The organism is Pseudomonas sp. 2FE, from assembly GCF_005503735.1.
In the GTDB taxonomy this organism is placed as follows: Bacteria; Pseudomonadota; Gammaproteobacteria; order Pseudomonadales; family Pseudomonadaceae; genus Aquipseudomonas.
This window is the reverse complement of the sequence record NZ_SCMO01000001.1, coordinates 771,829-795,133: the sequence shown is the minus strand read 5'-3', so window position 1 is coordinate 795,133 and position 23,305 is coordinate 771,829. Positions and strand designations below refer to the sequence as shown.

General features: G+C 61.9%; 20 protein-coding genes. 10 read left to right on the top strand and 10 right to left on the bottom strand.

The window, feature by feature from the left end:
• Positions 1-14 precede the first annotated feature (14 nt).
• The 8 genes from FFS12_RS03790 to cobA all read left to right on the top strand — a co-directional run bounded on the left by FFS12_RS03790 (position 15) and on the right by cobA (position 11,473).
• Positions 15-809 carry an ABC transporter ATP-binding protein gene (locus FFS12_RS03790; protein WP_137817142.1) on the top strand — a complete coding sequence of 265 codons (795 nt, stop codon included), beginning with the start codon at positions 15-17 and terminating at the stop codon, positions 807-809.
• 200 nt (positions 810-1,009) lie between these two features.
• A complete protein-coding gene (locus FFS12_RS03785) occupies positions 1,010-1,453 on the top strand; it encodes a thioesterase family protein (protein ID WP_137817143.1) in 444 nt (147 codons plus the stop codon).
• A 412-nt stretch (positions 1,454-1,865) separates the two neighbouring features.
• Positions 1,866-3,077: a nitrate/nitrite transporter gene (locus FFS12_RS03780; protein ID WP_137885588.1), complete on the top strand. Its 1,212-nt coding sequence runs from the start codon at positions 1,866-1,868 to the stop codon at positions 3,075-3,077.
• A gap of 24 nt (positions 3,078-3,101) precedes the next feature.
• Entirely contained in the window at positions 3,102-4,772 is a 1,671-nt protein-coding gene (locus tag FFS12_RS03775; RefSeq protein WP_137885587.1) for a bifunctional protein-serine/threonine kinase/phosphatase, read from the top strand.
• Between the two features lie 312 nt (positions 4,773-5,084).
• On the top strand, positions 5,085-7,526 hold the full coding sequence (gene nirB, locus FFS12_RS03770; RefSeq protein ID WP_137885586.1) for a nitrite reductase large subunit NirB: 2,442 nt from the start codon (positions 5,085-5,087) through the stop codon (positions 7,524-7,526).
• A gap of 149 nt (positions 7,527-7,675) precedes the next feature.
• Complete coding sequence (nirD, locus tag FFS12_RS03765; protein ID WP_137817147.1) at positions 7,676-8,002, top strand: nitrite reductase small subunit NirD; 327 nt, start codon at positions 7,676-7,678, stop codon at positions 8,000-8,002.
• Complete coding sequence (locus FFS12_RS03760; protein WP_137885585.1) at positions 7,993-10,725, top strand: nitrate reductase; 2,733 nt, start codon at positions 7,993-7,995, stop codon at positions 10,723-10,725. Before nirD ends, FFS12_RS03760 begins: the two co-directional genes overlap by 10 nt.
• Before the next feature lie 10 nt (positions 10,726-10,735).
• Positions 10,736-11,473, top strand: a complete 738-nt coding sequence (cobA, locus tag FFS12_RS03755) for a uroporphyrinogen-III C-methyltransferase (protein ID WP_137817149.1) — start codon at positions 10,736-10,738, stop codon at positions 11,471-11,473.
• Positions 11,474-11,592: 119 nt separating this feature from the next.
• Here cobA and FFS12_RS03750 read toward each other — a convergent pair whose 3' ends face one another.
• From FFS12_RS03750 to FFS12_RS03720, 7 genes are all read right to left on the bottom strand, one after another.
• Complete coding sequence (locus FFS12_RS03750) at positions 11,593-12,627, bottom strand: OmpA family protein (protein WP_137885584.1); 1,035 nt, start codon at positions 12,625-12,627, stop codon at positions 11,593-11,595.
• A 108-nt stretch (positions 12,628-12,735) separates the two neighbouring features.
• A complete protein-coding gene (sigX, locus tag FFS12_RS03745) occupies positions 12,736-13,326 on the bottom strand; it encodes an RNA polymerase sigma factor SigX (RefSeq protein ID WP_137885583.1) in 591 nt (196 codons plus the stop codon).
• 93 nt (positions 13,327-13,419) lie between these two features.
• Entirely contained in the window at positions 13,420-14,244 is an 825-nt protein-coding gene (locus FFS12_RS03740; protein WP_137885582.1) for a mechanosensitive ion channel domain-containing protein, read from the bottom strand.
• 1 nt (position 14,245) lies between these two features.
• Positions 14,246-14,497 (bottom strand): CrfX protein, encoded by a 252-nt coding sequence (locus FFS12_RS03735; RefSeq protein ID WP_171011802.1) that lies wholly within the window; start codon positions 14,495-14,497, stop codon positions 14,246-14,248.
• A gap of 47 nt (positions 14,498-14,544) precedes the next feature.
• Positions 14,545-15,540 carry a zinc transporter ZntB gene (locus tag FFS12_RS03730; protein WP_137885580.1) on the bottom strand — a complete coding sequence of 332 codons (996 nt, stop codon included), beginning with the start codon at positions 15,538-15,540 and terminating at the stop codon, positions 14,545-14,547.
• A gap of 69 nt (positions 15,541-15,609) precedes the next feature.
• Entirely contained in the window at positions 15,610-16,098 is a 489-nt protein-coding gene (gene rraA, locus FFS12_RS03725) for a ribonuclease E activity regulator RraA (RefSeq protein ID WP_137885579.1), read from the bottom strand.
• Positions 16,099-16,129: 31 nt separating this feature from the next.
• Entirely contained in the window at positions 16,130-16,429 is a 300-nt protein-coding gene (locus FFS12_RS03720) for a Rieske (2Fe-2S) protein (protein WP_137885578.1), read from the bottom strand.
• A gap of 253 nt (positions 16,430-16,682) precedes the next feature.
• Between FFS12_RS03720 and FFS12_RS20085 the strand changes: the two genes are divergently transcribed.
• Entirely contained in the window at positions 16,683-16,799 is a 117-nt protein-coding gene (locus FFS12_RS20085) for an SDR family oxidoreductase (protein ID WP_256657258.1), read from the top strand.
• Positions 16,800-16,858: 59 nt separating this feature from the next.
• On the opposite strand, the gene FFS12_RS03710 is transcribed toward FFS12_RS20085, so the two are convergent.
• A complete protein-coding gene (locus FFS12_RS03710) occupies positions 16,859-17,830 on the bottom strand; it encodes an alpha/beta fold hydrolase (RefSeq protein ID WP_137885577.1) in 972 nt (323 codons plus the stop codon).
• 128 nt (positions 17,831-17,958) lie between these two features.
• Positions 17,959-20,331 carry a phosphoenolpyruvate synthase gene (gene ppsA / locus FFS12_RS03705; RefSeq protein ID WP_137885576.1) on the bottom strand — a complete coding sequence of 791 codons (2,373 nt, stop codon included), beginning with the start codon at positions 20,329-20,331 and terminating at the stop codon, positions 17,959-17,961.
• Positions 20,332-20,510: 179 nt separating this feature from the next.
• On the opposite strand from ppsA, the gene FFS12_RS03700 reads away from it, so the two are divergent.
• Positions 20,511-21,329: a pyruvate, water dikinase regulatory protein gene (locus tag FFS12_RS03700; RefSeq protein ID WP_137885575.1), complete on the top strand. Its 819-nt coding sequence runs from the start codon at positions 20,511-20,513 to the stop codon at positions 21,327-21,329.
• Positions 21,330-21,743: 414 nt separating this feature from the next.
• On the opposite strand, the gene prpD is transcribed toward FFS12_RS03700, so the two are convergent.
• A complete protein-coding gene (gene prpD / locus FFS12_RS03695) occupies positions 21,744-23,228 on the bottom strand; it encodes a 2-methylcitrate dehydratase (protein ID WP_137885574.1) in 1,485 nt (494 codons plus the stop codon).
• Positions 23,229-23,305 lie beyond the last annotated feature (77 nt).

The following is a 23,305-nucleotide window of genomic DNA, read 5'->3' as shown; positions in this document are numbered from 1 at the left end:
TTCAGGAGTCCGTCATGAACAATGCACACCTTGAACTGACCGGCGTCGGCATCAGCTTTCCCTCCGACAAGGGCCTGTACTGCGCCCTGCAGAACGTCAATCTGAAAATCGCCAAGGGCGAATTCGTCTCGCTGATCGGCCATTCCGGCTGCGGCAAGTCGACCGTGCTGAATATAGTCGCCGGTCTCTACCAGGCCAGCACCGGCGGGGTGATACTCGACGGCCGCGAGGTCAACTCACCCGGCCCGGAGCGCGCCGTGGTGTTCCAGAACCACAGCCTGCTGCCCTGGCTGAGCTGCTACCAGAACATCGAACTGGCCGTGCGCCAGGTCTTCCAGGGCAAGAAGTCGAAGGCGCAAATGCGCGAGTGGATCGAGCACAACCTCAACCTGGTGCACATGAGCCATGCCCGCGACAAGCGTCCCAGCGAAATTTCCGGCGGCATGAAGCAGCGCATTGGTATCGCCCGTGCGCTGGCCATGCGCCCCAAGGTGCTGCTGATGGACGAACCCTTCGGCGCCCTGGATGCCCTGACCCGCGCGCACCTGCAGGACTCGCTGATGGAGATCCACGCCGAGCTGCGCAACACGGTGATCATGATCACCCACGACGTCGACGAAGCCGTGCTGCTGTCCGACCGCATCGTGATGATGAGCAACGGCCCGGCGGCCACCATCGGCGACATCCTCGAGGTCGAGCTACCACGCCCGCGCGACCGCATGGCACTGGCCCACGACGGGCGCTACCACGAATACCGCGCCGCGGTGCTGGAGTTCCTCTACCAGCGCCAGCAGCGGCCGGCGGCATAAAGGGCTTGACCCGAATGGCCATAAAACCCGGTAACCACAGGCCGGGTTTTATGGGGCAAGCATCAACGGTTCAGCGCAGCCACGGTTTTGAGCGCAGGATCAGGGGCGGGCGCGGCAGTATTCAGGGCATGGATAGTCTGTAGAGCGCAAAGCAAAGGCGCGTAAAATCGCACCTTCGTCCCTCGCACCCGGTAGTTGCCATGGCCCGCCTGACCCTCGACTTTCCCGAAGACCAGTACTGCTACTCCACCCACCTGACCGTACGAGTGACCGATATCAATGCCGCCAACCACCTGGCCAACGACTCGATGATCTCGATGATTTCCGAGGCGCGGGCGCGCTTTCTGTTCGAGTTCGGCATTGCCGAAACCGAGGCCAACGGCACCGGCATCATAGTCACCGACCTCGCCACCACCTACAAAGCCGAGGCCCATGCGCGCGACCAGCTGCTGTTCGAAGTCGGCGTGATGGACTTCAACAAGTATGGCGGCGACATCATCTTCCGCATCAGTCGCCCCGCCGACGGCACGCAGGTGGCCATGGCCAAGTCCGGCTTCGTGTTCTTCAACTACCAGCAGTCGAAGGTGGTGCCGATGCCAGAGGCGCTGCGCAGCAGCTTCCCGCAGGTCAACTGGCTCGACTGAACCTTGCGCACCACAAGCAGGCGCTATGCCGCTAGCGCGCCCCGTTATGCACCACAGAAAACCCAGCACCCCCGACAAACCCGCGCCAAACCGGCACCGAGTAACTTGGCCCAACGCTTGCATTCAAGTAAGCACCGGTAACCAAAGGCGGTTACCTACTCACGACAAAGGCGTCGCCTCTTCCTGCTCCGGCAGTGTTGAGGCGACGCCTTTGTCGTTTCCGCCCCACCGACCGGGGCGGGTGGGTGAGCCGCGATCCGGGCACCCGCCTTGCACCCTTATTGCTCCTGACGTGGCGTTTGCCACATGCGCCGGTCACAAGCCAGCGTTTCCCGGTCACTGGTGGCGGCTTGTCCACGACCAGGCTCAAACCCGTGACCGGGTTCTTTCACAGCCGGTTACGAGGTGTCTGATGAATACAAGTTTCTGGAAAGCTGGCCACGCTCCGACGCTGTTCGCCGCCTTTCTCTATTTCGACCTGAGCTTCATGATCTGGTACGTCCTCGGTCCGCTCGGTGTGCAGATCGCCACCGACCTCGGTTTGACCACTCAGCAGCGCGCCATGATGGTCGCCACGCCCATCCTCGCCGGTGCGGTGCTACGTTTTCTGATGGGCCTGCTGGCCGACCGCACCTCGCCCAAGAGCGCCGGGCTGATCGGTCAGGTCATCGTCATCGGCGCCCTGACCGTCGCCTGGCTGCATGGCGTGCACAGCTATGAACAGGCGCTGCTGCTCGGCCTATTCCTCGGCTTCGCCGGCGCCTCCTTCGCCGTCGCCCTGCCGCTGGCTTCGCAGTGGTACCCGCCGCAGCACCAGGGCAAGGCCATGGGCATCGCCGGCGCGGGCAACTCCGGCACGGTGCTGGCGGCGTTGTTCGCCCCGGTGCTGGCGGCCAGTTTCGGCTGGAGCAATGTGTTCGGCCTGGCGCTGATTCCGCTGCTGCTGACCCTGATCATCTTCGCCGGCGTCGCCCGCAACGCCCCGGAACGTCCGGCGCCCAAGTCCATGGCCGACTATTTAAAGGCCCTGGGTGACCGCGACAGCTGGTGGTTCATGTTCTTCTACAGCGTGACCTTCGGCGGCTTCCTCGGCCTGGCCAGTACCCTGCCCGGCTACTTCCACGACCAGTACGGCTTCGACCCAGTGAAGGCCGGCTACTACACCGCCGCCTGCGTGTTCGCCGGCAGCCTGATGCGCCCACTGGGCGGCGCCCTGGCCGACCGCATAGGCGGCATCCGCTCGCTGCTGGTGGTCTACACCCTCGCCTCGCTGTGCATCGCCGCCGTCGGCTTCAACCTGCCCAGCTCGACGGCCGCCCTGGCTCTGTTCGTGCTCGCCATGCTCAGCCTCGGTGCCGGCAACGGCGCGGTGTTCCAGCTGGTGCCGCAGCGCTTTCGCAAGGAGATCGGCGTGATGACCGGGCTGATCGGCATGGCCGGCGGCATCGGCGGATTCCTGCTGACGGCCGGGCTTGGCGCCATCAAGCAATCGACCGGCGAATACCAACTGGGCTTGTGGCTGTTCGCCAGTCTCGGCATCCTCGCCTGGGTCGGCCTGTATGGTGTGAAGCTGCGCTGGAGAACCACCTGGGGCTCGGCAGCAATGACCGCCGCCCGGGTCTGAACCTACGCCAGTGAAGAGCACTCAATGAGCCTGCGACTAACCTTCGGCGAAGCCACTGCCACCGGCCCCCGGGCGGAAAACCAGGATGCCATCCGCGTGGTCACCCCGGCGCCCGCCCTCGCGACGAGCAAGGGTTACCTGTTCGCCCTCGCCGATGGCGTCAGCCAGTGCGCCGATGGCGGGCTTGCCGCGCGCACCACGCTGCAAGCTCTGGCACTGGACTACTACTCCACCCCGGAAACCTGGGCCGTGGCGCACTCGCTGGATCGCCTGCTGATTGCCCACAACCGCTGGCTGCAAGCCAATGGCGGCGGCCAGCCGCTGCTCACCACCCTCAGCGCCCTGGTCATGCGCGGTCGCCGCTTCACCCTCGCCCATGTCGGCGACTGCCGCGCCTATCGCTGGCATGGCGGGCAACTGGAGCGCCTCAGCGAGGACCATGTCTGGGAGCAACCCGGCATGCAGCATGTGCTCAAGCGCGCGCTGGGGCTCGACCAGCATCTGGTGGTGGACTACCTCGACGGCGAACTGCAACGGGGCGAGAGCTTCCTGCTGCTGACCGATGGCGTCTGGGCCACGCTCGGCGATGCCGGCATCCTGCGCATCCTGCACGACGAACAGGAGCCGACCGCCGCCTGCCAGGCGCTGGTCAGCGCCGCGCACCTGGCCGGCAGCCAGGATAATGCCAGCGCCCTGTTGGTGCGGGTGGAACAGCTGGCGCAGGGTGACCTGGCGGACACCCTGGCCCAACTCAAGCACTGGCCGCTGCCGCCGCGGCTGCGCGAAGGGCAACACTTCGAAGGCTGGGAGGTCGAGCGCCTGCTCGGCGAAACCCGCCAGTCGCTGCTCTATCGCGTGCGCGACTCCCAGGACCGCCGCTGGCTGCTGAAAACCCTGCCACCCAGCCGTCACGACGAACCGCTCGCGGGCCCGGCACTGCTGCAGGAAGAGTGGTTCCTGCGCCGCGTGGCCAGTCGCCACTTTCCGGAAATCCACCCGCAGCCGCAGCGCCAGCACCTCTACTACGTGATGCGCGAATACGCCGGCGAAACCCTCGCCGAGCACCTCCAGCAGAGCGGCCCGCTGGGCCTGTCGGCGTGGCTGGAGTTGGCCCCGCGCCTACTCAAGGCACTCGGCGTGCTGCACCGGCGCAATATCCTGCACCGTGACATCAAGCCGGAGAATCTGCTGTGGGGCGACGACGGCGAGCTGCGCCTGCTCGACTTCGGCCTGGCCTATTGCCCGGGGTTATCCCAGGACACCGCCCACGAACTGCCGGGCACCCCCAGCTATATCGCCCCGGAAGCCTTCGCCGGCGTCGTTCCGGATGCCCGTCAGGACCTCTATGCCGCCGGCGTCACCCTCTATCATCTGCTGACCGGGCACTACCCCTATGGCGAGATCGAGCCGTTCCAGCACCCACGCTTCGGTGCGCCGACGCCGGCCAGCCGCTACCGCCCCGACCTGCCAGGCTGGCTCGACGAACTGCTGCTCAAGGCCGTCGCCAGCGACCCCGGCCAACGCTTCGAAACCGCCGAGGAGTGGCTGCTGGTGCTGGAACAGGGCGAACGCCAGACGCTCAAGGTGCGCCCGCGCCCGCTGCTAGAGCGCGAGCCGCTGAAGGTCTGGCGCACGGTGGCCCTGCTGTCCCTGCTCTTCAATCTGGCGCTGCTGGTGCTCAGCTTTAAATCCTGAGCGGCCCCTAGCAGGCAGTCGCCCCTGCCTGACGAGGCAATGCACCAGAACAGCGCAAACCGCCTCAAAGAGGGGCGCCACTCATCCCTCAGGCCGTTCGAAAATCGCCTAAAACCTTATAAAAATCAGCCATTTGAAAAATTGGCACGGCATCTGCTTTAGCTAACCTAACAATACATAAGAGTGCAGCCCTCAGCGTGGAGAGCGGCACTTCCCGGCAGATCGGGACAAGGACAAAGGCGTCCTCGCTAGGTAACTGGCGGGACGCCTTTTTTGTTTTCCGACTTTCGGTATCCGTGACGGAGAGGAACCATGAAAAAACTCAAACTGGTAATGGTCGGCAATGGCATGGCCGGGGTAAGGACCCTGGAGGAGCTGCTCAAGCTCGCCCCCGATCTCTACGACATCACCGTCTTCGGTGCCGAACCGCACCCGAACTACAACCGCATCCTGCTCTCCCCGGTACTGGCCGGGGAGCAGAAGTTCGAAGAGATCGTGCTCAACGACCTGAACTGGTACAGCGAAAACGGCATCCAGTTGATGCTCAACCGCAAGGTGGTGCAGATCGACCGGATCAAGCGCCGGGTGATCGCCGATGACGGCAGCGAAGCCGAGTACGACCGCCTGCTGATCGCCACCGGCTCCAACCCCTTCGTGCTGCCGATCCCTGGTAACAAGCTCGAGGGCGTGATCGGCTACCGCGACATCGCCGACACCCAGGCGATGATCGACACCGCGCAGACCCACAGCCACGCGGTGGTGATCGGCGGCGGCCTGCTCGGCCTGGAGGCCGCCAACGGCCTCAAACTGCGCGGCATGGATGTAACCGTGGTGCATCTCGGCGACTGGCTGATGGAACGCCAGCTCGACCCCACCGCCGGCAAACTGCTGCAAACCGCCCTGGAAGCCCGCGGCCTGAAGTTCAAGCTGCCCAAGCACACCGCGGAACTGATCGGCAATGAAGACGGCCGCGTCTGCGCCGTGCGCTTCGCCGACGACGAAGTGATACCGGCGGATCTGGTGGTGATGGCGGCCGGCATCCGGCCCAACAGCGAGCTGGCGGAAAAGTCCGGTATCCCCTGCAACCGCGGGATTCTGGTCAACGACACCATGCAGACCTTTGATCCGCGCATCTACTCGGTCGGCGAATGCGCCAACCACCGCGGCATCGCCTACGGCCTGGTGGCGCCCCTGTTCGAGCAAGCCAAGGTCTGCGCCAACCATCTGGCCCAGCTGGGCTTCGCCCGCTATCAAGGTTCGGTGACCTCGACCAAGCTGAAGGTCACCGGCATCGACCTGTTCTCCGCCGGCGAGTTCATGGGCGGCGAAGGCACCGAGACGATCACCCTCTCCGACCCCATCGGCGGCGTGTACAAGAAGCTGGTGATCAAGGACGACATCCTGGTCGGCGCCTGCCTCTATGGCGATACCGCCGACGGCGGCTGGTACTTCCGCCAAGTGCGCGAGAACCACAACGTCGCGCAAATCCGCGACCACCTGATGTTCGGCGAAAACGCCATCGGCGACGTCGGCCACCAGGGCCAGGACAAGACCGCGAGCATGCCAGACAGCGCCGAGATCTGCGGTTGCAACGGCGTGTGCAAGGGCACCATCGTCAAGGCGATCCAGGAAAACGGCCTGTTCAGCGTCGACGAGGTGAAGAAGCACACCAAGGCCGCCAGCTCCTGCGGCTCCTGCGCCGGCCTGGTCGAGCAGATCCTGATCAGCACCGTCGGCGGCGCCGCCGATGTGAAGCCCAAGAGCGAGAAGGCCATCTGCGGCTGCAGCGATCTCAACCATGGGCAGATCCGCGCGGCGATCCGCGAGCAGCACCTGATCAGCATCGCCGACACCCTGCGCGCGCTGCACTGGACCACCCCGAACGGCTGCGCCACCTGCCGCCCGGCGCTGAACTACTACCTGCTCTCGACCTGGCCGGGCGAAGCCAAGGACGACCCGCAGTCGCGCCTGATCAACGAACGCGCCCACGCCAATATCCAGAAGGACGGCACCTACTCGGTGGTCCCGCGGATGTGGGGCGGCGTGACCAACCCGTCCGAGCTGCGGCGCATCGCCGACGTGGCGGACAAGTACAACGTGCCCATGGTCAAGGTCACCGGCGGCCAGCGCATCGACCTGCTGGGGATCAAGAAGGAAGACCTGCCGGCCGTCTGGAAAGAACTGGATATGCCCTCCGGCCACGCCTACGGCAAATCCATCCGCACCGTGAAGACCTGCGTCGGCAGCGAGTTCTGCCGCTTCGGCACACAGAATTCGACCCAGTTGGGCATCGATCTGGAGCACGATCTGTTCAACATGTGGTCGCCGCACAAGGTCAAGCTGGCGGTCTCCGGCTGCCCGCGCAACTGCGCCGAGGCCGGGATCAAGGACGTCGGCGTGATCGGCGTCGACTCCGGCTGGGAGATGTATATCGGCGGCAACGGCGGGATCAAAACCGAGGTCGCGGAGTTCTTCGTCAAGGTGAAAACCGCCGATGAGGTGCGCGAATACAACGGCGCCTTCCTCCAGCTGTATCGTGAGGAAGCCTTCTACCTCGAACGCACCGTGCATTACCTGCAACGGGTCGGCATGGACTACATCAAGCAAGCCGTGGTCGAGGACGCCGAAAATCGCCAGGCGTTGAATGCGCGCCTGCAGTTCTCGCTGTCCTTCGAGCAAGACCCGTGGAAAGAGCGGATCGAGCAGCCGCAATTGAAGAAAGAGTTCGACCGCATTCCGGTAGCAGCCATCTAACGCATTTGCCCCTCTCCCTCCGGGAGAGGGGTCAGGGGTGAGGGAAACACTCACCCCTCTTAAGTAAACAATGCCCGCAGTTTCCCTCATCCGGCCTGCGGCCACCTTCTCCCAGAGGGAGAAGGGAAAAACATGCAGGAGAACGATTTATGAATTGGTTAGATATCTGCGCCCTGGAAGAGATCAACGTGCTCGGCTCGCGCATAGTCGCCGGACCGAAAGGCGATATCGCCATCTTCCGCGCCGCCGACGATGAGGTGTTCGCCCTCGACGACCGCTGCCCGCACAAGGGCGGCCCGCTATCCCAGGGCTTGATCTACGGCAAGCGCGTGGCCTGCCCGCTGCATAACTGGCAGATCGATCTGGAAAACGGCGAAGCCCTGGCCCCGGATATCGGTTGCGCCCACAAACATGCGGCCAAGGTCGAGAACGGTCGTGTGTTTCTGGCGCTGAAGGAAGCAGCGCCATGCGTCTAAATACTGAAACTCAAGTCACCGCATCCACCTGCTGCTACTGCGGCGTCGGCTGCGGCGTGCTGATCGAGCACGACGGTGAGCGTGTGCTGGGGGTAAGCGGCGACCCAGCCCACCCCGCCAACCTCGGCAAACTCTGCAGCAAAGGCGCGACCCTGCACCTGACCGGCGACCTGGCTGCCCGCGCGCAGCACCCGGAACTGCGCCTGGGTAAAGCCCTGGCCCGTTCGCGCACTAACTGGGATTCGGCGCTGGATCACGCGGCCAAGGTATTTGCCGAGACCATCCGCGAACACGGCCCGGACAGCGTGGCCTTCTATGTCTCCGGTCAGTTGCTGACCGAGGACTACTACGCCTTCAACAAGCTCGCCCGCGCCTTGGTCGGCACCAACAACATCGATAGCAACTCACGGCTGTGCATGTCCTCGGCCGTGGTTGGTTACAAACGCAGCCTCGGCGCCGATGCGCCACCCTGCAACTACGAAGACCTCGAGCAGAGCGATTGCGTGCTGATCGTCGGCAGCAATATGGCCTTCGCGCATCCCGTGCTCTTTCGCCGCTTGGAAGAAGCCAAGGCCAAGCGCCCGGACATGCAGGTCATAGTGGTCGACCCGCGACACACCGACACCTGCGAGCTGGCCGACCTGCACCTGGCGATCCAGCCGGGCACCGACGTCGCGCTGTTCCACGGCCTCCTGCATATCCTGATGTGGGAAGGCTGGCTCGACCGGCGCTTTATCGATGCGCACACCGAAGGCTTCGAGGCCCTGAAGACCCTGGTGCGCGACTACAGCCCGCAGATGGTCAGCGAGCTGTGCGGCATCAGCCAGGAGAACCTGCAAGCCTGCGCCAAGCTCATCGGCCAGGCGCCGAGCTTTCTCTCGCTGTGGTGCATGGGGCTGAACCAATCGAGCGCCGGCAGCGCGAAAAATAGCGCGCTGATCAACCTGCACCTGGCCACCGGGCAGATCGGCCGCCCGGGTGCCGGCCCCTTCTCGCTCACCGGCCAGCCGAACGCCATGGGCGGCCGCGAAACCGGCAGCCTGGCCAACCTGCTGCCCGGCCACCGCGAGGCGGCGAATGCCGAACACCGCGCCGAAGTGGCCAGCGCCTGGGGCGTCGATGCCCTGCCGGAAAGCCCCGGCCTGACCGCCATCGAACTCTTCGATGCGGTGCATGCCGGCAAGATCAAGGCCCTGTGGATCGCCTGCACCAACCCGGCCCAATCGCTGCCGGATCAGACCAAGATTCACCAAGCGCTGAGCGCCTGCCCCTTCGTGGTGGTGCAGGAAGCCTTTTTCACCACCGAAACCTGCCGCTTCGCCGACCTGCTGCTGCCCGCCGCCAGCTGGGGCGAGAAGGAAGGCACGGTGACCAATTCCGAGCGGCGGGTTTCCCATGTCCGCCGCGCCGTGCCAGCGCCCGCAGAGGCGCGGCCGGATTGGGCGATCACCGTGGATTTCGCCCGCCGCCTGGAACACCTGCTACGCCCCGGCCTGCCCAGCCTGTTTGCCTTCGACAGCCCGCAAGCGCTGTTCGATGAGTACAAGACACTGACTGCCCAGCGCGACCTGGACCTTTCCGGCCTCAGCTACGCGATTCTGGATGACCAAGGTCCACAGCAATGGCCCTTTCCGGCCGGTGCTAGCGCTGGCACCCCACGCCTCTACGGCAACGGGATTTTCCCCAGCGCGTCCGGACGAGCGAGCTTTATCGCCGAGCCCTATCGCGCGCCGAAAGAAAAACGTGATGCGCGCTTCCCCCTGACCCTGAACACCGGCCGCCTGCGCGACCAGTGGCACGGCATGAGCCGCACCGGCACGGCCGCGCAACTCTTCGGTCATGTCGAGGCCGCCGTGCTCAGCCTGCACCCCGACGAACTGCGGCGCCGGCGCCTGCAAGCCGGCGATCTGGTGAAACTGAAAAGCCGCCGTGGCAGCCTGATTCTGCCGGTGCAGAGCGATGAAGGCGTGCGCTCCGGTCAGGCGTTCTTACCGATGCACTGGGGTGATCGCTTTCTCAAGGGGCTGGGCTGCAACGTGCTGACCCTACCGGCGTTCGATCCGCTGTCGAAACAGCCGGAGCTGAAACACGCCGGCGTCGAGGTGCAAAAGGTCGAGTTGCCCTGGCAACTGTTCGCCCTGGTCGAAGGCGAGGTGCAAACGCGCTTCGAGGCTTTGCGCCCGCTGTGTGAAAGCTTCGACTACGCCAGCCTCGGCCTGGCCGGCCGCGAGCGCCCAGCCCTGCTGATTCGTGCGGCAGCCACCGAGGCCCCCGCCCCCGAACTGCTGGCCCAGATCGATCGCCTACTCGGGCTGCATGAAGGCCCGGTGCTCGCCTATGACGATCCGCGTCGGGCGGTCGGCAAGCGCGTACGCATCGAGCAAGGCCGCATCACGGCGATCCGCCTGGCCGGCGAAACTGCCGCGCGCGACTGGCTCAAGGGCCTCTGGCTGAGCGGTGAAACCGACGCCGACCTGCGCCGCTGGCTGCTGGCACCGATCAGCACGCCGCCCGGCAGCGCTGGCGCCAGCACACTCGGCAACAAAACCCTGTGCAACTGCATGAATGTCAGCGAAGCCGCGGTCTGCGCCGGCATCGCTCGCGGGCTGGACTTGCAAGAGCTGAAACAAACCCTGGGTTGCGGCACTCAGTGCGGCTCCTGCGTCCCGGAAATCAAACGGCTACTGGCGGCACAAGCCCTGCCAGTGGCGGTGAATCAGTGAGGTGCTGACGATGAGTGGAAAAGTCTGGCTGGTGGGTGCAGGCCCTGGTGACCCGGAACTGCTGACACTTAAAGCTGTGCGGGCGCTGCATGAAGCGCACATCGTGATGATCGACGATCTGGTCAATCCCGCCGTGCTTGAACACTGCCCAGCTGCGCGGATAGTCCCAGTGGGTAAACGCGGCGGCTGCCGCTCGACACCCCAGGAATTCATTCATCGACTGATGCTGCGCTACGCCCGTCAGGGTAAATGCGTGGTGCGCCTCAAAGGTGGCGATCCGTGCATCTTCGGTCGTGGCGGCGAAGAAGCCGAGTGGCTAAGCGCCCGTGGCGTAGAGGTTGAGCTGGTCAATGGCATCACCGCCGGTCTGGCCGGTGCGACCAACTGCGGCATCCCACTGACGTTACGCGGCGTCAGCCGTGGCGTGACGCTGGTCACCGCTCACACCCAGGACGACAGCAGCCTCAACTGGCAGGCGCTGGCCCAAAGCGGCAGCACTCTGGTGGTCTACATGGGCGTGGCCAAGCTCGGCGAGATCCGTGACAGCCTGCTGGCCAGCGGTATGTCGGCAAATATGCCGGTCGCCATGATCGAAAACGCCTCCTTGCCGCAGCAACGCGAATGCCGCAGCTCCCTCGGCGAGATGCAACAGGACGCGCTGGCCTTCCAGCTGAAAAGCCCGGCGATTCTGGTGATCGGCGAAGTGGCCGCCAGCGCACAAGCCTTGCCTCTGGCTGCCAGCGCCTAGCCGTTAGCCCTGTGGAGTAAGGCCTTGCTCCGCCTTCGAGCTGGCTTTCTTCAGGCACAGAAAATTTTAGGCAAAGAAAAACCCGGCCGGAGCCGGGTTTTTCTTTGGAGCTAAACCCATTACTTGGCTTGAGCTTCCACTTCAGCTTCTACGCGACGGTTAACCGCGCGACCAGCGTCGGTAGCGTTATCCGCAACCGGCTTGGACTCGCCATAACCAACCGCGTTAACACGCTCACCGCCTACACCGTACTGGTTAACCAGCACGTCACGCACGGCGCTTGCACGACGCTCGGACAACTTCTGGTTGTAAGCGTCAGTACCGACGGAGTCGGTGTGACCTTCAACAGTGGTGGCAGTGGCTGGGTACTGGTTCATGAAGTCAGCCAGGTTCTTGATGTCGCCGTAGCTTTCTTCTTTGACTTTCGACTTGTCGAAATCGAATTTCACGTCCAGCTCAACGCGGACCACCTCGGCAACAGCCGGGCAGCCATCGGCGTCAACGGTGACGTTGGCCGGGGTATCCGGGCACTTGTCGACGTTGTCGCACACGCCATCGTTGTCGCTGTCGGCGCACACTTCAGCCGGAGCTGGAACTGGAGCAGCAGCAGGCTTGGAGCCGCCACCAAAGTTCATGCCGATACCGACGCTTGGAGCCCACTCGGTGTCGCCCTGGTCGATGTTGTACTGAGCTTCAACGCCAGCACGAGCATAGAAGTTTTCGGTGAAGTAGAGCTTGGCACCGCCGCCAACGTTGGCGAAGGTGGAGCCGTTACGACCGCTGCGGCCGGTTTGACCGATGCTCTGGTCCGAGAAACCTGCGGAGACGTACGGACGCAGCGTGTCGCCTGGGTTGTTGAAGTGGTACAGAGCATCCAGGGCGGTGTTCGAGCCCTTGATGTTGCGACCGTCTTCGCCACGAGCGTTGTGCACTTCGTCGTAGCCCAGACGCAATTCAACGTCGTCGGTCAGGAAGTAGCCAATCGAGCCGCCGAACAGGTTGCCGTTGTTTTTGAAGTCACGAGCACTGTCGAACATTTCCTTCTTGGCGAAGCCTTCCACTTCAACCGCACCTTGGCCTTGAGCCAGCGCTTGAAAAGAGGAAGAAGCGATCAGCGAGCCAATGACAACGCCTAAGGTGTTTTTGAATTTCATCCGTAAATCCCTATCTTGGTGGTCAGTAAGTTGTCTGACAAACGCAAGACAACTCAGCCGGCGATTCTAACAGAACTCACCCGCACTGGTTGGAGGTATTTCACCCAACTAAGTTTCGGTAACGCCCGAAAATTTTTCACGCAAGCGGTCAAGAGCACGCTTATAACGCATTTTCGTCGCACTAAGTCCCATGTGCATGATGTCGGCTATCTCTTGGAACTCTAGCTCTGCAACGAATCGCAACACTAAAATTTCACGATCAATCGGGTTCACATGCACCAGCCAACGATCCAGCCCACCTGGCTCAAGCAAGGCCGGGGCCTTCTCCTCCGAGGCCTCCTCTAATGGATCCAAACTAAGTGCATCCATTAAGCGGCGCTTTCTACGCTCTTTACGGTACTGCGTGATGCACTCGTTATAAGTGATGCTATATAGCCATGTTTTGAACTTTGACTTGCCTTCGAAGTTCTTCAAACCATATAGAACCTTGAGCATAACTTCTTGACACACATCATCTGCGTCGCGCTCGTTACCCAAATAACGGGCACAGACGTTAAATAAAGTGCGCTGATAGCGGCGCATCAGCTCTTCATAGGCACGGGTAATGTGAAACAACTCGGCGTGCGCGCGCGCCACCAGCTCTTCGTCCGAGAGCTCGCGGGGGTCGTAACGCGAAGATAGCGATTGGGCTTTATTCAAAACGAGTCGGGCCGACAGTCAGGTGAATAGCCGCCACTGCCCAGAGCATCGGGCGTATTGGGATGGCGGCATACATTAGCAGGGATTGGCGCGTTAGCGACTGCTCACCCGTTGTTCGAGAAGAATACGATTGGCCACCGACACCAGCTCGCCCTCGTCTGTCAGCAGCGTAGTCTTGACCGTGCCAATTTCCTCGATCTGCCCTTCGACATCACCCACCTGAACGTGTTGCCCAACCTGGTACAACTCACGCACATAAATACCGGCAAGGATCTGCCCGGCGATGTCGCGACTGCCCAGGCCCAAGGCCAAGGCCGCAGCCAGGCCAACGGAAATCAGTACGATGGCGATCACGTTGTTCAGCAGGTCGGTCTTCACTTCCAATTGACCGATGGCTACCGAGATACTGATGATGATCACCAAGCCTTGGGCGATACGCCCCAGGCCGCTGGCATAGTCCAGCCCCACCCCTTCGGCGGCACCGCGCACCAGGCCACTGACCAACTGTGCCAAGAGTACGCCGGCGAGCAGCACTAGAGCTGCGCCAAAGACTTTTGGCAGGTACAAGGCGAGCACATCGAGGGTCGCCGAGACCCGCTCCAAGCCCAGCGACTCAGCCGCCGAAACCAGGAAGATCAACAAGACGAACCAATAGACGATCTTGCCGATCAAGGTTGAGACCGGCACTTGAATGCCCGCCCGGCTTAACAGTTTGGTCAAACCTGTGCCGGCCATCAGTCGGTCCAGACCGACTTTACCCAGCAATTTGGAGAGCAAGGTGTCGAGCAATTTGGCTACGACAAAACCCAGCAGCACCAAAATCAGCGCGACAAACAGGTTAGGGATGAAGCCGGCGACCTTAGTCCACAGGGCAGTCATCGCACTCACCAGGCTTTGGGTCCAGGGGTCGAGTTCCATTTCAATCAGCCTTATCAAGAGAGCGAGCGGAAGAAGTACGGCGAGATACCGGCGCGACATGGGCCGAACCGTTACTCAGGGCGATCATCAGCGCTTCGAGCCAATGGCCCATCAGGCTGAACAGATCGCCAGCACCGACTTGGCGGTTGGCAGTCTTCAGTACGCGCCCCAGGCAAGCATCATCGTCATGGTTGGTCGACGAAGACTTGAGCAGGTCACGCAGGGATTCTTCGAATGGATCGTGCATGCGCACCTCAGGGGATCTGTCGGCTAGACGAGGCGAAAGCTCGACAAGTCACATCAAACCCAGCGTAGGCGGCGAAAAAGCCACCACTGAGTGAAGGCCACGCCAGCCAAGATCAGGCAGGCGATCAGAAAGCCGTACGGGCTTTCCGAGCCCGGAATACCGCCGACATTGACCCCCAGCAAGCCGGTCAGGAAAGTCATCGGCAGAAAGACCCCGGTGATAATCCCAAAGCGGTACATGATGCGGTTCATCCGCTCACTCATCCGCCGATGCTCGGACTCGAGCACCAGGCCGACCCGCTCACGAATCAACTCCAGTTCCTCCAGATAGCGCGTCAAACGGTTGTTCAACTCGTTCCAGTAGTCACTCTCGTCATCGGCAAACCAGGGCAGTTTGTTGCGCGTCAGCTGAGCGTAGATATCGCGCTGCGGAGCCAGAAAGCGCCGCAAGCCCGCTGCACGACGGCGGACGTGCAGCATCTGGCCGTGCTCCGGCGCATAACGCTCATCGGCGTCCATCCGCTCTTCCTGGGCATCGACTTGCTCGGAGAGCTCGCCGACCAGGCCATCGACCTTGCCGGTCAGGTGCTGCGCCAAATACAGCATCAGCTCGGACGAGGTCTTCGGGCCCTCTCCCTCGTCCAGCTCGGCAAGCAATTCCTCGGTCGCGCGTAGCGGCCGCAAGCGCAGTGAAATGACCCGCTGAGGCGTGGCAAAGATGCGCACCGAAACCATGTCCTCCGGCTCGGCACCCGGATTGAGATTGACGCCGCGCAGGAACAGTAGGAGCTCGTCATTCGGCAACGGCACTAGCCGCGGCCGGGTGTTCTCCTCCAGCAACAGGTCACAACTGAACTCGTTCAGCCCACTGGAGTTGCGCAACCAGGCATGGGTCTGTGGATGGCTGCGATCCCAATGCAGCCAGAGGCTTTGCTCTGGCATGAGCTCAAGCTCATCCAATTGGTTACGTGCAATCGGCCGCGCGCCGCCTTTACCGTCCAGAACGAAGGCATGCACCAGCCCCCATTGCGCATTGTCTTCCTCGTGCATCCTCACTCCTTTACTGGCTGCCGATTGCCGAACTTAGAAAAAACCCGGCTTGCGCCGGGTTTTAAGACCTTAGGCCGGCATCTCCAGCGGCTTGGGCGAAAGGATGATGCCGTTGTTGTCGGCATACACATACTCACCTGGACGGAAAGTCACGCCACCGAAAGTCACCGGCACGTTCAGATCGCCGATGCCGCGCTTGTCGGTCTTCATCGGATGGCTGGCCAGCGCCTGCACCCCCAGCTCGGTCTGCGCGATGACATCGACGTCACGGATGCACCCATAGACCACCAGACCTTCCCAACCGTTCTTCGCCGCCTTCTCAGCCAGCATGTCGCCAAGCAAGGCGCGACGCAGCGAGCCACCGCCATCGACGACCAGCACTTTGCCTTTACCATTGAGCTCGACCTGATCCTTGACCAGGGAGTTGTCCTCGAAACACTTGATGGTGACGATCTCGCCACCAAAGGAGTCGCGCCCGCCGAAATTGCTGAACATCGGCTCAACCACCTGCACCAGTTCCGGGTAGGCATCGCACAGATCGGGAGTGATGTATTGCATGGAAAAACTCCTACGAGTGAGAAAAGCTGAGTCAGAGATCGACGCCAATGCGGTCGCCATCGTAGACCAGCGTCAGCCGGGTCAGTCCCGCGCAATGGGCATTCAGCGCCTGCCCGGTAAACAGATCGAATTCGGAGCCATGCCGCGCGCAGCGCAGCACCCTACCGAGCACCGTAGCGTTGTGCAAGGGTGCACCCTGGTGCGGACAACGATTCTCCAGTAGCACCGGTTGCTGGTCTACCACCAGCAATAAAAGGCTGCGCCCGGCGACCTGGAAGGTCCGCCGATAGCCTTCTTCTAGATTCAACAGCCGTTCGAGGGCAACGAACATGGCACCTCCAGTGGCAGCAAAAATGACTCTATGCCGTCTTGGCGTCTCATTTTAGCGTTCTGCCGGCCGCGACGGAACGCCTCAGCCGCCGTAAGCCTGCACTCCTTAGCAAATAAACGCCGCTGCCTGGCCCGACTCGCTCGGAAGGGGTTGCTAGCTTCTTCGCCAAGATGCCGAGAAGCAAGGAGCTCCGGTTGAAGAACAGGAGCGTAACTTTATCGCCGAGCATCGACCCGGCTCGCCGATCAAGCGCTTGGCAACGGTCGATGAGGTGGCTGACTTGGTGGTGTATCTGGCTTCTGAGCTGGCCTTGGCCACCTCCGGAGCCGCAATGCGCGTGGATGGCGGCGTGTTACGTTCAATCGCGTAGGCTGGGTAGAAGCGCCGGTGCCTCTACCCAGCCTACGACGCACCGAGCCTAAGGCAAGCTTAGGCCTGCCCTGCGCCTTCCGGCAGCCGCGTCTCCCGCAGCCAATGCTCGGCCAGCGGCCAAACTTCGCGCTGCGCGTGCTTGCTAACCAGCATCTCGACATGTCCGTAATCATCGGCAAAACCGTTTTTCCTGCCGAGGCAGACAAACTCGCGGGTTTGCGAGCCAAACTGTTCCAGCAATTTGCGACAGGCCCAGGCGGGATCCTGCTGATCCCCCACGGCGCCAACGGCCAACAACGGCACCCGCACCTCCGCCAGCCCGGCCCACCAATCGCGCTCGGCGTCGCCGAAACGACCGAACAGACCATGCCAGCGCAGACTTTCCAGCGCCAGACCGATGGGTTCGTCTTCCGGGCCGCGCCTGAGCCGTGAGCCTGACAGCGCGGCGAAACGCTTGAGCAGCAAACGTCCGCCCCACTCCACTGGCGGCACTTTCAGCGGCCAGTAGACGCGACTGATCTGGCTACCGAACAAGGCTGCCGAGGCGACCTCATCCTCACCCAGATAGTGCCCACCGAGCGCTGCCGCCAAGGTGATGCCGCCGAGGGAGTGACCAATCCAGTGCGGGCTCTGCGCCGTCTGCTCGCGGACGAACGCCGCGATGGCCGGCAGGTCATAACGCACATAATCCGCCACTCGATTGTGTCGATAGTTCAGGTTACGCGGCGACAAACCGTGGCCACGCATCTCCGCGATCCATACGTCAAAGCCAACCCGCGCCAGATAGGGGCCGAGGCCAATGCCCTTCGGCGAATACCAGAAACGTCGATTGGAGAAACTGCCATGCAGCAGAATCACCGGCACACCACGCTTGGCTTCCTGGCCCGACTGGCCCAGGCGGGTTAGCGCCAGTTCGACGCTGAAATCGCTGCTGTTACCAGGCTTCAGGCGATAGACGTCTTCGCTCAGATCGCCACGCAGCTCTGCGCTTATCAGCGCGACGGGAAAAAGTTCACTGCTACTTTGCATGCGGCTACTTGCACAAAAAAGGGCGGAATTATGTCCGCCCTTTTTATAGGTGGTTAGAGAAGCGCTGATTCAAGCAGCGCCGGTGCGGAGCAGCTCAGAACGAGTTGATCCGCACCGAAATAAAGCCATCAGGCCGGTTGACCTTCCGCCAGGAAGAACCAGGTTTCCAGCACGGAGTCCGGGTTCAACGAGACGCTTTCGATGCCCTGCTCCATCAACCACCTGGCCAGATCCGGATGATCCGACGGGCCCTGACCACAGATGCCGATGTATTTCCCGGCCTTGTTACAGGCCTGGATGGCATTGGAGAGCAGCTTCTTAACCGCCGGATTACGCTCGTCAAACAGGTGAGCGACAATCCCCGAGTCACGATCCAGGCCCAGCGTCAGCTGAGTCAGATCGTTAGAACCGATGGAGAAGCCATCGAAGAACTCGAGAAACTCTTCGGCCAGAATCGCGTTAGACGGCAGCTCGCACATCATGATGACTTTCAGGCCGTTCTGGCCCCGTGCCAGGCCGTTTTGAGCTAGCAGATCAACGACTTGGCTCGCCTCGCCGAGTGTCCGCACGAACGGCACCATGATCTCGACGTTGGTCAGGCCCATTTCGTTGCGGACCTTCTTCAGCGCGCGGCATTCCAGCTCGAAACAATCACGGAAGGATTCGCTGATGTAGCGCGAAGCGCCGCGAAAGCCCAGCATCGGGTTCTCTTCTTCCGGCTCGTAGAGCTTGCCGCCGATCAGGTTGGCGTATTCGTTGGACTTGAAGTCCGACAGCCGCACTATGACCTTCTTCGGCCAGAACGCCGCGGCCAGGGTGCTGATGCCCTCAACCAGCTTCTCGACGTAGAAGCCAACCGGATCGTCGTAACCCGCGATGCGCTTCTCGACGCTGTCCTTGATCTCCGCCGGCAGGCTGGCAAAGTTCAACAGCGCTTTTGGGTGCACGCCGATCATGCGGTTGATGATGAATTCCAAGCGTGCCAGACCCACGCCGGCGTTCGGCAACTGGGCGAAGTCGAAAGCGCGATCCGGATTGCCGACGTTCATCATGATCTTGAACGGCAGCTCGGGCATCGCATCGACGGAGTTCTTGCGGATATCGAAGCCCAACTCACCTTCGAAGATAAAGCCGGTGTCGCCTTCGGCACAGGACACGGTAACGCCCTGGCCATCCTGCAACACCTGGGTGGCGTTGCCGCAACCGACTACGGCCGGAATTCCCAATTCACGGGCGATGATCGCCGCGTGACAGGTACGCCCGCCACGGTTGGTGACGATAGCGCTGGCGCGCTTCATGATCGGTTCCCAATCCGGGTCGGTCATGTCGGAAACCAGTACGTCGCCCGGCTGAACCTTGTCCATCTCGGCAATATCGTTGATCACCCGCACCTTGCCGGCGCCGATTTTCTGGCCGATGGCACGACCTTCGACCAGGACAACGCCGGTTTCTTTCAGCAGGTAACGCTCCATCACATTGGCGCTGGAGCGGCTCTTCACGGTCTCAGGACGGGCCTGGACTATGTACAGCTTGCCGTCGTCGCCGTCTTTGGCCCACTCGATGTCCATCGGCCGCTGGTAGTGCTTCTCGATGATCAGCGCCTGCTTGGCCAACTCAGTGACCTCGGCATCGCTCAAGCAGAAGCGCGAGCGCTCGGCATGATCGACATCCACCACCTTGACCGACTTGCCGGCCTTGGCTTCGTCGCCGTAGATCATCTTGATCGCTTTGCTACCCAGGTTGCGGCGCAGGATCGCAGGGCGGCCAGCCTCCAGGGTTTGCTTGTGGACGTAGAACTCGTCCGGGTTGACCGCGCCTTGCACCACGGTTTCGCCCAAGCCATAGGCGCCGGTGATAAACACCACGTCGCGAAAGCCCGATTCGGTGTCCAGGGTGAACAGTACGCCGGCGGTGCCGGTTTCCGAACGAACCATGCGCTGCACGCCGGCGGACAGGGCGACCAGCTTGTGGTCGAAACCCTGGTGCACGCGGTAAGCGATGGCGCGGTCGTTGAATAGAGAAGCGAACACTTCCTTCGCCGCACGGATCACGTTGTCCACGCCGCGAATGTTCAGGAAGGTTTCTTGCTGGCCGGCGAATGAGGCATCCGGCAAGTCTTCGGCGGTCGCCGAGGAACGCACGGCCACGGCCATATTCGGGTTGCCCGCCGACATCTCGGCGAAAGCCGCACGGATTTCGGCGTTTAAGCGCTCGGGGAACTCGGCGTCCATCACCCACTGACGGATTTGCGCGCCGGTTTTCACCAGGGCGTTGACGTCGTCCACATCCAGCGCATCGAGGGCGGCGTGGATACGCTCGTTCAGACCGCTCTGCTCGAGGAAGTCACGGTAGGCCTGGGCGGTAGTGGCGAAACCACCGGGAACCGATACACCGGCGCCCGCGAGGTTGCTGATCATCTCGCCCAGGGATGCGTTCTTGCCCCCCACATGCTCCACATCATGGACGCCGAGCTTATCGAGGGAAACTACGTACTCTACCAAGGTGATCTCTCCACTAACGGTGTTGGACAAGCTCAGGCACGGGAAAAGCTCAGGCGGAGCGGCTCCGCGTGATTGTGGCCTGGCCCTGGAAAATAAGTAACAATGCCAACCGGCATGGGCCCATCAAAGGGGGCCTATGATAGCCAAGAATCGTCCTCAGCTTAAGGCCTTCGGTGCAAATGAAACGAACCGCTTTTTTCATCTCCGATGGTACCGGCATTACGGCGGAAACCCTCGGCCAAAGCCTGCTGGCGCAGTTCGAAAACATCACCTTTCACAAGCTCACGCGCCCCTACATCGACACCGTTGAAAAAGCGCGGGCCATGGTACAACAAATCAACAGCGCCGCAGAGAAGGACGGTGTCCGCCCGATCATCTTCGACACCATAGTGAATCGGGACATTCGCGACATTTTGGCGAAGTCCGACGGTTTTATGATTGATATCTTCTCCACTTTCCTGGCTCCGCTGGAGCAGGAGCTGACCTCGCATTCGTCCTACTCAGTCGGCAAATCACACTCCATCAACTCCAACTCCAACTATATGGAGCGGATCGAGGCGGTGAACTTCGCCCTGGACAACGACGACGGCGCCCGCACCCACTACTACGACAAGGCCGACCTGATCCTCGTCGGCGTCTCGCGCTGCGGGAAAACTCCGACCTGCCTGTACATGGCCTTGCAGTACGGCATCCGCGCGGCTAACTACCCGCTGACCGAAGAAGATATGGAGCGCCTGCAACTGCCTGCCGCGCTCAAAGCCTATAAGGACAAGCTGTTCGGCCTGACCATCGACCCCGATCGCCTGACCGCCATCCGCAACGAGCGCAAACCGAACAGCCGCTATGCCAGCTACGCGCAGTGCGAGTTCGAAGTTCGCGAGGTCGAGCAACTGTTACGCCGAGAAAACATCCCCTTCATCAATTCCACGCACTTTTCGGTGGAAGAGATCTCCGCCAAGATCCTGGTGGAAAAAGGCGTGGAAAGAAGACTGAAATAGGTTTCGAAACCTAGGCTGGGCAGAGGCGCTTGTGCCGAAACCCAGCTGGGTTTCGCTAGGCTCTACCCAACCTACATCCGAACTTCAAAGCCATCCCGAAAAACAAAGCCGGCAATGCCGGCTTTGTTTTGTCTTCAGACTTATGGCCTACAGCCCGCCGCCTCAGAACCTGTTCAAGATCGTCGCGAGCGCAGGTCAGGGCCGCACCCGTTCCCTACGGGTCGCGGCATTCCCCACATCCATGTGGGTCACAAGGCGCAACGCAGCGGAGCGGAGTAACAGCCAAAGGCTGGCCCGCAGGGCGAGCGTAGCGAGTCAAACAGGCGAGGAAGCGCAGTTTACGAGTGGTAAATGAGCATTCCGAGCCTGTTTTCAACGCAGCATGACCAAGCGCAGCAGATATTGAACAGGTTCTCAGATCACGAACAGATCCATAAAGCGGTTGACCGGGGTAGCTTCCAGTTTCGCCTGGTCTTTGCACAGGGCGAAAATTTCCGCGCTGCGCTGGCCGGTGAATTTGGTGGCCAGGTTGGCTTTGAACTTCTCTTCCAACAGCGGGATACCATCGGCACGGCGGCGGCGATGGCCAATCGGGTACTCGACAGCCACTTGCTCGGTCGAGGTGCCGTCCTTGAAGAACACTTGGATGGCGTTGGCGATAGAGCGCTTGTCCGCTTCCAGATACTCGCGGGTGTAACGCTCGTCTTCGACTATGACCATCTTCTCGCGCAGCTCGTCGATGATCGGGTTGGCCGCATGGAAGTCGTCTTCGTACTGCTCGGCCACCAGGCTGCCGAAGGCCAGCGGCACGGCGGTCATGTACTGGATGCAGTGGTCGCGGTCGGCGGCGTTGGCCAGCGGGCCGACCTTGGAGATGATGCGGATCGCCGACTCGTGGGTGGTGATGACGATCTTGTCGATCTCGTGCAGGCGGTCTTTGACCTGCGGATGCAGCGTTACTGCGGCTTCACAGGCGGTCTGCGAGTGGAACTCGGCCGGGAAGCTGATTTTAAACAGCACGTTTTCCATCACATAAGTGCCGAACTTCTGCGAAAAGCTGAACTGGCGCTTATCTTCGGGCTTGAGCGCCAGATCTTTGTTGGTGTGGCTGAACAACACGTCGTAGAAGCCCCACTGCGGCGCAGTCAGCACGCCCGGGATGCCCATTTCGCCACGCATGGCGATATCGGCCAGACGCACGCCACGACTGGAAGCATCGCCAGCCGCCCAGGATTTACGCGAGCCGGCGTTCGGCGCATGACGGTAGGTCCGCAGAGCCTGACCATCGACAAAGGCATGCGACAGTGCTGCCAGCAGCTGTTCGCGGGTGGCTCCCATCAGCTTGGCGGTCACCGCGGTCGAGGCTACTTTGACCAGGATCACGTGGTCCAGACCGACACGATTGAAGGAGTTCTCCAGGGCGATCACGCCCTGGATCTCGTGCGCCATGATCACCGCTTCCAGCACCGCACGAATGGTCAGCGGCGCGTCACCGTTGGCGATACGCTTCTGCGACAGGTGGTCCGCGACTGCCAGGATGCCCCCGAGGTTATCCGACGGATGCCCCCATTCGGCTGCCAGCCAGGTGTCGTTGTAGTCCAGCCAACGAACGATGCAGCCGATGTCCCAAGCCGCCTTGACCGGATCCAGACGGAAACTGGTGCCTGGCACGCGGGCGCCGTTCGGCACCACGGTACCTTCAACGATCGGGCCCAAGTGCTTGGTGCACTCAGGGAAACGCAACGCCAGCAGACCACAGCCCAGGGTATCCATCAGGCAGTTACGGGCGGTGTTCAGGGCTTCCTTGGACTCGATCTTGAAGTTCAGGACGTAGTCGGCGATGTCCTGCAGGACCTGGTCGTAGTCGGGGCGGATGTTCAGGTCTACGTTGGCGCTCATCATCGACTCACTCTGCTAACGCGTCGTTAAGTGCAGGTTAAATCAACCACAAGAACCCTGAATGGGTTCTTGTGGAT